Origin of the sequence: Gimesia aquarii (assembly GCF_007748175.1) — a bacterium.
Lineage (GTDB): Bacteria > Planctomycetota > Planctomycetia > Planctomycetales > Planctomycetaceae > Gimesia > Gimesia aquarii_A.
In genome coordinates this window covers 6,614,073-6,627,483 of the sequence record NZ_CP037422.1, presented here as the reverse complement: position 1 = coordinate 6,627,483, position 13,411 = coordinate 6,614,073, and the positions used below count along the sequence as shown (strand labels likewise).

Genomic DNA, 13,411 nt, shown 5'->3' with positions numbered 1-13,411 from the left:
CAAAGGGGACGTAATGAGAACTTGATTTTGATGAAATGTGAACATATGTGACTGTCTGCTTTTAAGGCCGGAAGACTCTCATTCTTTCAGCTTTTAGAGGACGGGTGTGGGGGATTCGTTGTGTATTCGTTCCCTCAAGAAAAGGTATCATTTTCAGTCAAACTTTTCTTGCTCCCGCAATATGGAATCGACCTTCGATTATGTCATTTTTTGCTCGTTTACTTATAACCTCTTTGGGGCTGACTGTGCTGTTGTCATTCGGCGCGGAACGTGCGTCTCACAATCTTTATGCGCAAAAAAAGTCTACTCCCACAGATAGTGCTCAGAAAAGTGAGAGTAAATTCGACAGAGAAACAGATCTTAAAAAATCTGCGAACTTAGGAAAAAATAGTTCAAAATCAGTTTCTAGTTCCAAAGAAACAAATATTGAGAAGCCGCAGGAAAAGACAAACCCCAAACAAGAAGTGTTTTTCAAAGGAGACGACGATCAGTATTTTCCAGTACCTAACTTGAGCTTAGATCAAGTACTTGATTATCTGAAACAGAAGCAGGCGGTGCAGCCAGAACACTCACCGAAGTATGCGGTTTCCTCTGTGTCTCTTTCTGGCAAGGTTGAAGACGATCGTGCGATTCTTGACGTGCAAATTGTTGTGTTGATCAATGAAGCAAATTCATGGGTCCGCATTCCTTTGAAGCTCAATGAATCAATCTTCCTGAAAACAAGTTATTCCGGTGATGGAGAGTCGAGCCCTGGTGGATTTAATCGTAACGATGGATATCTCTGGTGGTTTCGAGGTAAAGGCACCCATAAAATCAATCTCACGTTGAGCATCTCACTTAAACAGCAATTACCTTCAAGACGTCTTCAGTTATTATTACCTCAGACTGCCGTGAGTAATTTACAGCTAACAATCCCATTACCACAAATCAGTCTGGAGGTTCCGACAGGAGTTGCTGTATCAAAGAAGGCAATTTCAGCTAACCAGAGCTTGATCGAAATGTTCGGGTTAGGTGATCAACTGGATCTTTCCTGGCAGCCAATTCCTGATGAGAAGAAAGTTGAAACTGTTTTACAAGCTGAAACATTGCTTACAACTGATTTCACTTCAGATTCTGTTTTACTGAATGCATCACAATCAATCAAAGCCTTAACGGGGAGCTTCCAATCAGTCAAAGTCAAATTACCTGAGGCATTTCGATTACTGGACGTGAAATGTGAGAGTTATAAAAGCCATAAAGTTACAAAAGGGAATCTAGTAGAGGTGTCTCTGACTGAGCCTACTGTTGGCCCGATTGAATTGCAGTGGACACTGGAAACAGATTTTCCCGAAGTGGAAGGTCATTTTTTAATTGATGGTTTCGAGATAGACCGCGCGAAGAGACAAACTGGTATTATTGATATTCAGACACTTGATGGATATCGCATTTTTCGGGAAGAGGGGCAAAATCGATTTGTCTACCAAATCAAATCAAATCAGAAAGATTTGGATAGTTCGTATCGCTTTTTGAAACAGCCATTTCGACTGCCTCTGAAAATAGAGCGAGTCAAACCATACTTTTCTGCCAAGCCCTTTTATCTAGTACAGATGTTTGGTAACCGGGCTGAACTCGAAGCACGAGTACAAATTAATGTCTTTCAAGGTGCATTGGATAAAGTCTCAATTAACTGGCCTCATCGCATTGAAGAAGGCTGGGAATTGGAATTGATGCAGGAACCTTCATTGACTGAAGCGATCGAGATTGATCAGGGCCAGGCAGAAAAGATTAACATCAATTTATTAAAACGATCTAAGGGGGAGTTCGAAGTTACCTTCCGCGCCCGACGTCCTGTGATTGCAGATGAGGAACCATTTAGTTTTACTCTTCCTGAAATCACGGCGCCCAGTCTTTCTGCGACTTCCCTGGTGATAGCCAATGATTTCAACGTCGTAACTGATCTAACCCCATCTCCTAAAACACAAGTCCTTTCCTCACCGTTAGTCCAAATCGAAAAATTTTCTTTGCCTGCTAAAGTTCAAGCATTGAGGAAGGATGAATTCCAAATTCAACCTGGTGTGAACGAATTTTCTGCTGTTGTTTCAATTCATAGTCAAGAAATTATTGCGACAAGTGCAGCACAACTGGAAATGGATGATTCCAAGGTGCGTGTCGAGCAGGAAATTAAATATTTGGTAGAGTATGAACCACTTTCGGAAATCCGATTGCTTGTACCTCTGTCGTTGAAAAATCATGTTGATTTTTATTTGGATGATGAGCAAAACCCTCTTGTGCCGACTTGGATCTCGGATGAAACAGATCCCATTCAAAAAGCACGACTTTCATTACGAAGCAAAAAATTGGGGCCTGTGAAAATCACTGCCATTTACTTATTACCTCAGAAATCTGAAACAGAAGTCTCTGTGCCACTCATTCGCTCTGATGATGTTCCTTATTCAGAAAGTCGATTTGAACTTTCAATACAGAATCAAGAGGGGGCACAGTTCATCGAAGTCGAAAGTACAGATACTGCCTGGCAACAACAGTTAGCCATGAATAAAGATGCGTTTTGGAGAGCCGTTGATCCTGAGGAAGACATCAACCTGAAACTGAAAAAAAGTGATTCACGATCTTTATTTTCATACGCGATCCGTCAGGCTTGGATTCATTGTAGTTTCGATTTAGCAGGTCTTTATAAAGCTCATGCTCAATATGAGTTTCCCGCTAACCCACAAACGCTTTCATTCAGAATGCCTGAAAATGCGAACGTTAAAATAGATGAGGTTTGGTGGAACGAGGAGCCAGTCACATTCAATCAAGTCCCTGGAAATTCCACTGAATACCAACTCAATTTGCCGCAGATTCAAAGAAACGAAAATTCTTTAAACGTTCTTACTATCAAATACCATTCCACAAAACGCATGCGAGAATCACAATTTAGTCTCCTCTCGGTTAGTGCCGCTGAATTTTCTAATAATTTGTGGGTGGAAAAGACAATGTGGAAAGTAAGTCTGCCCAACAGCCAACATCTATTCACAATTCCACGTGGATATACCCCCCAGTTTCGTTGGAAGAATCAAGGAGTTTTCTGGTCACGTGAGTTTACAGGACAGGATGAGATTCCTGTCGCTTTGAAGAATGTACCTCTGGAATCAAATGATTCAATTGGAATGAATAGCTATCAGTTTTACCGGCTCGGTCCAGCGACTTCTCTGGAATTTCATGCCTTATCTCGTTCGATGATTGTATTCATTGGTGCCGGAACTTCGCTCTTACTGGGGTTCATTTTAATGAGTATCTCTCCCCTCAGAAGTGTTTTAGTGTTACTGATTATGATGACTGCTGTTTCTGCTGTTGCGTTGTGGTATACCGCTCCTGTGGAAGTACTTCTGCAGCCTGCTATTTTTGGATTATTATTAGCCGTTGTTGCAGCTTTGATAAATGGTACTTCAAGAAAACGAAGAGAATCCAAGCTTTTAGCAATGTCAGCACACAGCGATTTTATACCACCGCCTTCGTATTCTGAACGCATTCAACCTTCGGAAGTTGATCCTGAAGACATCACAGCTGTCAGACCTGGCTCTGAACTTATTGACAAACCCGTATCTTCATCAGAAGCTGGGGCGAATCGATGACAGCGAAGTCAAGAATACAGATGAATCAGAGCTTTACTCTTAAAATGGCCTGCCTCTTTTTTCTCGGAATGATATTTCTGTCCCAACCGGCATTGATAAGGGCTGCTGAGAATCAGATATTCAATATCTCGCCTTCATTACAAATAAAAGAAGTTAAGGTATCCGGCAAAGATCCTTCTCAATGGCCTGAGGGAAACTGGTACCCTTTTTCTGCAAAAAAATACCACTTGCTTAAAAGTAAAGCGTTACTAAAAAAAAATACTCCCAAAAGCTCCTGGATTCAAGAAGCGACTTATGAGGCGACACTAAATGATGATCACCTAGTTAATGGCCGTTTAACCTACGTTCTACATAGTTCCAAACGTGAACCGCGATTTGTTGAACTCTCAAGTTTAAATCTTGCGATTCATGAATTCAAATGGGGCAATCAAGATGCGGTTTGGGGGTTGGCACCTGATCAAAAAAAATTGCTACTCGTCGATCATTTTAATGAATCCTTAGCTGGTCAATGGAGCCTGAAAGGTCGACAACTTCCTCGCCGAACAGAATTTTTTTTCCAATTACCAGAAACAGTTGTGTCTCGGATTCATCTCAAGATACCACAAGGAATGATTCTCACAACTTCTGTAGGTTATGTCTCTGAACCAATAAAATCAGATATCCCCAAGTATGATTTATGGAAGATCGAGTTAGGTGGCCAGTCTCAGTTTCATGCAGTGATTCATCAAAAAGAGAAACTACAAAATTCTCCTGCACAGATTCTTTATCATCAATTTGCTCAAGTAGGTATTAGAGAAGATGGGTTACGATTGCGAGAAGATTTTCAAATTGAAGTTTTGAATAAACCCATCAGGAAATTGGAATTTGAAGCTGCGCCAGAATTTGAAGTTTATTCGGTAACTTTGGGAAATGATTTATCATTACCATTTGATATTAAAAAACAGAAAGACAAGAGTCTGATCATTGTTGATTTGATCGACCCACTTATGGGTATCAGCCGTCCCTTATCGGTTCGCGCACTGGCATCCCCTTCTTTAGAGGAAGAAGTAATAATTCCTCGATTAAATTTAACCCAGGCCCATTTTTTGGGGGGAACAGTTCATGTTGATATCTCTGCTCCATTAGAAACCCATGAGATTAAATTAGCTGATTTACGCCAAACAGGGGTACTGATTCAAGAAGAACAGGGAGAGGCCTATGACTTCAAGCAGTACTCTTCTGACGCGAAATTGTCATATCGATTAGCCTTACCTGATCTCAATCTTTCTGCAAAAGTTCACAGTCTGATTCAAGTAGAAGATAAAGAATGGAAATTGAAATCGCGTATACATTGGTCTTCTGCCGCTGGTTCTACATATCGTCTTGAATCCATTATCCCCGCTGGATGGGAAATAACTCAAGTGAAAAGTCTGGCCAAGAATACTTCCGGGGATCTAGTTTGGGATGTCGAAAAAAGAGGGAAGCAGCAAAACTTGGGAATTCGGCTTCCCATTTCCGTATCACCTGATTCTCCTTATTCGATAGAGATCCAGGCGAAGCAAATCATTCTTGGATCGAATCGAACCATTGCCCTTTCCTGCGTTAAGCCATTGGGATGTAATAATATTGATCGGTTTTTGGAACTCACTACAACTTCAGAAAATCAATTAGTATTTGAATCTGTTAAAGAGGTTGAAGAGATCGAGTCCAGCGCGCTTCCCCAAAGCTGGAAATATCCAGTCTCGAACTTAGGTAAATCTCAGTTTTTTCATCTCTCTCCTTATTCCGGTTCGAGATGGGGACAAGTAAATCGTTCTGAGTTGGACCAATCATTACAAGTTGTTGCTAATACATATATTACACTTAATAACGATATGGTTCAGGAAAATTTTATTCTCAATTGTACTCCTTCTATTCGTGGTATGAAGCGCGTGTTGGTTTATTTATCAGAAAGCAAAGAGGGTGATCCCGTAACATGGTCACTCTCTTCGGAAAGTAGTTTACAGTCAAAATTCAGTAGTCAAAAGCTAGCTATTTCCAATCATCAAAAGTGGAATGTCCCCAATTTAGGTGAACTGTGGGAACTGACATTTTCAACTCCGATTTTTAAAGAAGTTGAGATTCGGGGGGAACGCAGTCGCCCGTTTTTGAATAATGTACGGACATCTTTGGTTTACGCTCCTCAAGCTAAACCATTTCGTGGCATGATTCGTGTTTTGAATTCAAACGAATTAAATTTACGCATCAAAGCGGAAGGTCTTGTCATAAATTCCGAACCAATGACAAAGAAGACTTTTCAGAGAAAACAGAGAAATTATGAATGGGAATACGAGCAACCATTCGGTGCATTGACTATTGGGCGATTTTCAGAAATGTCAGATAATAGTTCTGAGCAAGGCACTGCAACAATTAGCGTTGACACACAATTTGGGCACGGTGATGGAGAGCCTGATGTGCATCAAGCGACAGTAATGCTTGACTTATCAAAATCATTTGATGATAAATTCATGTTCCGTTTTCCAGCAAACGTGAAACTGATTTCAACTTCAGTTGGAGACAGAAGAATCACGCCGATTGAGTTAGAGGATCAATATTTGGTTCCGTTATTTGATCAGTTAAATTCTTACAAGATCACTATTCAGTATCAAACTTTGTCATCACCAAACCAATTGACTGTAACCCGTCAGATCCCTTTTCCTCAAGTCAACCAACTTGTATTGGCAACAGACTGGAACTTTATATTGCCATCTGGGATCAGACTCGTCAGTGGACCTGAAAATATGGCCTTGCAGGAGGCTTTACCTGAAGAATCATTATTCCGTCGATTCTTTGGAGTGCTGGGGCAAAAACAAGCGGAAACTGATAACTCTGAGACAAAATGGCATGCTATTGTCTTCTTTCCAGTGAAGTATGCAACTCTTGAAACGTCAAACACAAATCAAGGAAAGATTTTCTCTTGGATTGTTTTATTAGCAACAATTTTGACTGGGCTTTTTTTACGAATTTATCGTATAGGCATTCGTAATAAGCTTTGTGTGATTTTAGCACTACTCTCTTTGATATTTTCCTGGATATTACCTTTTACGTTAGCGCAGATTGCTGGAAGTTGTTTTACTGGTATCTTAATTGTAATGCTGATTCCACGACGATTTCTCTGGCAGGAAAATAAAACCCAGGTAGAAGATCAAAGTACGAAAGCATATCAGCAACCAGTTTCGTCAATTTATAGTACAGCCCGATTATTAATATTTATTATCCTGAGTGTCACGGCAACTGGATATGCACAAAGTTTACCCGTGGTACCTAATTCACCAGTCAAAGGTCATTCTACGGAACGACGAACAGAATTAGTTCTCTTGCCGAATAAGTCAGACTCCAGTTCAGAATCAATTGTTTATCTTACCTCTGAATTAATTCAAGAATTAGAAAACTTTGTAACGGAGTCTGCTCAACCAGAATACCTGCTGAACTCTGCGCTTTATGAAGGTTCGATGCGTGACAATCAACTTCTGACCGTTAAGGCAATGTTTCAGGTTCAAATCCCAGCAGAGAGATCATTCGCATTGATCCAATTACCCATGAGTGGGGGTAATTTGGGAGGCCCTGACTCATGTATGGTTGATGGTAAAGTGAGCCCTGTTTTATTAAGCGCAGATGGGCGAAGCATATTAATCAAAGTAGAAAATAAAAAAACTCAGTTACCAAAAATACTACAAAAAGGGGGAGAACCCGTTGAAGCTCAAAAACCAGTACTTCCTTTTACATATCAGGATCACCAGATCCAGTTAGTGTTACATCCGGCTGTGAAATTAAGTCCAACTAGTGGGCAGTTTGAAATAGGAATTCCTCGTATCTCTAAAAATCAGCTCGCTTTTCAGTTCGAAGATTCTATCAATCTTATCGAAATCACTGAAGATAGTAGGATTTCTATTTATGAGTTAGCAGGCAAAAAGCAATTTTCTACTTTTCTTAAAGAGAGTTCACGACTCAATATAAAATGGATGACAGATCGAGATTTTGATGATAATCCATTACAACTGGAAGCGGTCGTTTTCGTAAATACTGAAGTTTCCCCTTCTTTAATTCATCTGGAAGTAAAAGCTAAATACAATGTAATTAATGGAAAAGTGGATTTTCTAACGTGGAAACTTCCATCTGGAATGATATTACGTAGTGTGAAGTCTCCTGAAATTAGTATCAAGTCATCATTGAACATAGTACAAGATAGTAAGACCCAAGAGTTACTCTTAGAATTTTCTGAATCCAAAACAGGTGAATTTGTAGTTGACGCCGTATTCGATTTTGCTGTCAATAATTCTCAAGGGCAGAAAGTCAGTATTCCAGTCTTTGATTTTAGTTCTGAAAAGGACAAACCTAAAACCTCAAAGACTAAGGTGGTGTCACACCAAATAGGTGTACGAGCTGGACCTGAATTTGAGATACAGCAGGTAGGAACGCTGCCAGATGGAGTCGTCACTATTTCGTTTAACCCTCTTGGAAAGCAAATCGAAAATAGTATCTTAAAATCTTCTGCTTTGTTATTTCAGGTTAATCAACCTGCGCCTATTTCGTTGATTCTCAAATCCAAACAACCAGAACGAAAAGCACGTATCAATCAGTCTGTTGTAGTGAATAGGAAAAATATCGATTGGAATTTTTCCGCAGAACTACGGGTCAGTCAGGCACCTGCCTTTCGGCATTCCATCATCGTTCCAGAAGGCCTCAGAATTGAATCACTTTCTATAAAAGAAGAAGACGTAGAACGGTTGGCTCATTGGCATCGAATTGGAAACAAAATTATATTGTTTTTGAAAAATAAAACCTCTGGGTTACAGGATCTCACACTAAATGGATGGCTACCAGTCCGAAAATTTGGAAAACTAAATGTTCCAAATATTCAAATTGAAGGAGCTGAAATTGAAGACTCACAATTGACACTATTTAAAAAAAATCAAGTTGACGTCAAGTTCATCTCTTCGCATTATCAACGAATTGAAGATGATTCAGCTAAAGCTGTTTCAAGTACAGATCTCGATTCATTTGTCGGACGCTTTCAGGCCATTGAGTCTCATCATCAGCCGCTATCACTTCTCATCAAACCGCGGAATTTCATGGTATCTGCTGATTCTCTGACCATTGTACAATTATTAGAAGATTCAAAAATTGAAGTGTCTCAATCTTTGCATTTTTCAATACCTCCTGGTGAGAACAAAAAACTATCTCTGATAGTCCCTGCAGATTATAGTAGTGCATTCACGATAGATGGAATGCCATACGAAATTCTGGATAAAATGTCCGATGGTAGACAAAGAGTTGAGTTACAACCCGGTAACTCTGAAACGAGTGACAAGACAGTAACGGTCAGGTCTACGATCTTGAAACCTGTCAACGAATTCGATGTGAATCCCATCATTATGGAGAACTCTGAAACAGAAAATCACTTTCTTTTGTTATCTTCTTCCCTTAAGTATGAATTAACGAATCAAGAAAAGAGGAATATCGTTGCACCAGAAAATATTCCGGATTGGATCCAAGCCAGGTGTAATGCATCTCCTGATTTAGATTGTGAGCGATTATTTATTTCTTCACAGATGCCATGGAAACTGAATGTTACATTGTCTAATACAGGTGAATCTAATCAAGAATTTATTCCATTTATGGAGTCAGAAATTCTTTTAGGGAATGACGGCACGGCTATTGGTTCTACTTACATTAAGTTATTTAATCATACGAACCGAGAGCTGATGTTAGAGTGGCCTGAAAACACTAAGTTGATGGCAGTTCTGATGAATGATGAAGTTGATACAACGATCGAACAACAAAATGGAATGCTGACAGTTCCATTAAATGGTGGGCCACTTTTTTATGAGATTACCTTGTTCTGGAAGTCTCAACATATCGATCGTCAATTTTTTGGGGAAAAGATCGATTTAGAAATTCCGCGACCATCGAATATTCAATTTGATAAGAACCTCATCAAAGTTGTAACATCAGAAAAGAATAGAACATTTTTATCAAACTATGTCATTCCCTTTATATACATAGCAGACAAATTAGAAGCACATCTCAAAATTGCTGAAATTGAGTTGGAACTAGGGGAAAAGGCAAACGTATCGCAATCTACTTGGGACGCTATTCAGACGGAGTTCAATCAGCTGGAATCAATTCTGTCTAGCTCTTCTAACAAGTTTCAAAGGATTCGTGAAAAACTGAATCGTTTTGATATTTTGAAGGATCGAGTTTTCGTAATAAAACAATATGTAGAACCAGCAAAACAAACGCCTCCCCAAGAACACTCATTTATGAAGCAGTTTCAGCGTAACTTAGCAACCGTTCCCATAGACAGGGTACGATATTATGCCAGTTCTGGGGACTCAGTCACAAACCAGGAAGCTTTAGTTGCATGGAATATCCCCAATCATTTTCTGGATATTACTATCGCGTGTCTGAGTCTACTAATTTTGCTTCCCATTACCAGTAAATGCATTCAGCCACGGTCTGCTGCATGGTTAAATGCTCATCCCACAGTTGGATTACTGGTGCTTGGTTTGCTCTGGATTCTCTTTTTATCTCCACAAGTCATTGGGATAGTGATTGTCTCTATTTCTGTCTTCATGGCACTTAATACAAATCGAACAGCTCCGCCCAGGTCAAACCAGCCGATTACAAACTTCTCTGGAACGCAAAGCTTAAAAGAATAAAAGCCAATGCTTGAGATCGTTGTGTCAAGTAAAACCTGATTTTATTGTACTTGATAACAACAGACATTAAATTCGGTCCAGGCTGTCTGCCCAGCGACCAATTTCTTCTAAAAATGGTTTGTCAAGATATTCCCCAGCTTGATTCTTACTCTTAATCATTTGGAATACCGTTGGATAGTTCATTTTGCGTAAGATTTCTATTTGCGGTTTTAGGAACTGATTAAAGGGGTTTTGGGCATTTAAGACAAAGTAGATGCTGAGTGGGAAATCAGGGTCGGTTTCAGGAGGCTTACTTTTTATGGATGATTCTGAAACGGCAATTCCTCGAAAGAATTCTCGATACTTAAATACTAGATGGAAGGCGAAATCACTCCCGTCAGTGTGGCTAAGCAGAAAAATGCGTTTTGGATCAATAGAATATTGAGCCAGCATTGATTCAACGACTTCTTTGACAAACTCGGATTCACCTCGATTCCAACGAATCACATCTTGTGCTGTCGGACCAACAATGATGATTCCACGTTGCTCACAAATACTCTTCCAACTCTTTAAAATATTGGATTCCATCGTATTTCCGTGAGGGTGAATCCATACCATCAGACCATATTGGTTATCGGGATTATAGTCCTCAGGGACATAAGCCCAAAATTTTTGTTCATCGCCGGGGAGCGTATCTTTAAAGTGCCCTTTTTTGAAAGCTGGTTTGTTTTTGAGGGCAGTTTTAGATGAAACGATCTGGCTTGGCAAAGTATTTTCGACAGTATGCGGAATCGATTGTAAAGTGACTTTAACTGTTAACGGTTGTTCTTCACGTAACAGCAATAATTCTGCAGAATCACCAGGACGTAAATGGTTGACCATTGATGCCAGTGATTTGGAATTGGTAACCTTCTGCCGATTAAATTCTAAAATCTGGTCATTTAATTTCAAGCCTGCTAGTTCAGCGGGAGATTTTGAAAACACATACCGGACACGTACTCCTCTTTCTGATGGATCGTTGAATTCTCGTTGGGGGAGTATTCCTAAAAATCCTGATTCAAATGGAACTAGTTTTTTTACCAAGGTTGCTTTAAGAGTTAGAGGTTCTTTTGAGCCGGTTCGAGTAACTGTGAGGCTAACTGATTCGCCAGCATACTTATTCATCAAGACATGTTTTACTTGGGAATGCATACTGACGGTGTGGCCGTCCAGCTTTGTCAAAACATCGCCAGATTTAATTCCAGCTTCTTGAGCAGGGCTTCCATAGCGAACGCGATCCAGTTTCATATCAGTAGACAGATTTCCCTTTCCACTCAATGTGATGCCTAATAATCCAGGATAGAGATCTTTTCCGGTATTCAGTCGAGGAATAATTTTTAGTACATCTTGTATGGGAATCGCAAATCCGATTCCTGAGTCGTACCATTCAACGCCCGCTGTTTCTCCGGTTGCTCCAGGAGAGAGCGGGACCAGAATGCCCATCAGGCGACCATTAATGTCTACCAGTGGACCTCCGTAATTGACCGGGGAAATTTTTGCATCGGTCTGAATGGCTTTTCCCCAGATTCTCTCCAAGGCACTCACAATTCCGACAGATACACTTGGTTGTTCCAAATTAAATGTTCGTCCTAGGGCAATCGACCACATACCTACTTGGATTTCATTTTCAGGGACTGCCAAAGGGACCGGAAGGTTTTGTGCTTCGATTTTCAATAAAGTCAGCATCTTCAAATGGTCACTCGCGACAATCTGTGCTGGAAAGCGGCGTTCATCTGGCAGAGTCACTAATATTGAAGTTGGTTTTCCAATAAAATTGAAGGCACTGGATATAATCAAACCATCTTTGCTAACAATGACACCGGAAGTGGGGCCGGTACCGGTCACAATTTTTCCTACGCGTTCTTGCCCACCGACAGTTTCAATTCTGACGATAGAGGGATTCATAAACGCGGCAGCTTGTTTGAAGGCTCGTTCTTCCAGTAATTCCAGGTCAGGTTGAGAAGACTGACCATGAACAGCTTGAAGCTGCACGCTGATAATCGTTGTCAAAGTGAGAAATAATTTTGTGATTGTCTGAGTCATAATTTATCGATTGTATATTAGTTATTTTTTTCAGGTGGGACTTGGAATTCAATAGAGACCAATTGATTCTTACGACGAACAACCAGACGTAGTAAATCGCCAGCTTCAAGCTTTCCTAGTTCAGCATTAAGTGTCTTACACGATTTAACGAGTTCATCATTTACAAAAACAACCAGGTCATCAGGTTTCAGACCCGCTTTAGCGACTAACGAACCAGGAAGGACACTATCAATATAAGCTGGAGTGCGATACAGGACATCGGGTACCATTACCATTCCGAAGTCGACAGGGCGATATCGTTCTGGTGCTTGTGTTACTGTTTTTTTTTGATTTTCGCTAGATTCAAATTTGCCGGTAATAATTTGCTCGATACTTTTACTTAATACATCAATTGGGAGAGAGTAATTGACCCAAGTGTTGGTTTTGGCATTTCGAACCTGTTTTCCGATCATTCCTAATAGTTTGCCATCATAAGTCAAAATGGCCCCTCCAGCAGCGCCCGGGTTGTTGGTAATGGCATCGACAACATAGACATCACCTGAGTAAGCGAGTTCGAAAGCACCTCTTCTTCGAGGTAATTCCGTTCGAGCTTCAATCACTCCATGCAATACAGATACTGGTTCATCCCCTGTAGCAACACGAAACATGTTACTAAAACCCAGTATTCGTGTACCTGGACCAGCGATTACTTTTTCACGAAAGTCGAAATAGGGCAGATTCAGTTCACGTTCTGTTTTTAATTTGATTATTGCCAAATCAAGATATGGTTCGGCTCCAAGCACTTCTGCATCAAATCTTCGTCCATCGTTGAGGACAACTGAAAGACGATCAGTGTCAAGAACAGGACTCCAAATAGTAGCAATATGTCCTTGAGGAGATACCAGAAAACCAGTGCTATATGCATATAGATTCTTTACACCGCCGGCACCAAATATTTTTACCAATCGCGGTAAAGCATGATTGATCGTTGATTGTGAGGAGGCCTTGGCTGTAAGCGGGACTATCAAGCAAGAACCTATTAGACATAAACAAACGAAAATGACTTTTACTATGTTCTCT

The 13,411-nt window shown here is 40.3% G+C and carries 4 protein-coding genes; 2 read left to right on the top strand and 2 right to left on the bottom strand.

From position 1 onward, the window contains the following. Positions 1-200: 200 nt before the first annotated feature. Positions 201-3,611 (top strand): hypothetical protein, encoded by a 3,411-nt coding sequence (locus tag V202x_RS25000; RefSeq protein WP_145179520.1) that lies wholly within the window; start codon positions 201-203, stop codon positions 3,609-3,611. Positions 3,612-5,227: 1,616 nt separating this feature from the next. Further along, complete coding sequence (locus V202x_RS24995; RefSeq protein WP_145179519.1) at positions 5,228-10,291, top strand: hypothetical protein; 5,064 nt, start codon at positions 5,228-5,230, stop codon at positions 10,289-10,291. 66 nt (positions 10,292-10,357) lie between these two features. On the opposite strand, the gene V202x_RS24990 is transcribed toward V202x_RS24995, so the two are convergent. Both V202x_RS24990 and V202x_RS24985 read right to left on the bottom strand, forming a co-directional pair. Continuing rightward, positions 10,358-12,352, bottom strand: coding sequence for a PDZ domain-containing protein (locus tag V202x_RS24990; protein ID WP_145179518.1), 1,995 nt, complete (start codon positions 12,350-12,352; stop codon positions 10,358-10,360). A gap of 17 nt (positions 12,353-12,369) precedes the next feature. Next, the gene (locus V202x_RS24985) at positions 12,370-13,359 is read right to left on the bottom strand and encodes a S1C family serine protease (protein ID WP_232098692.1); all 990 of its coding nucleotides are present in this window, start codon (positions 13,357-13,359) and stop codon (positions 12,370-12,372) included. Positions 13,360-13,411 lie beyond the last annotated feature (52 nt).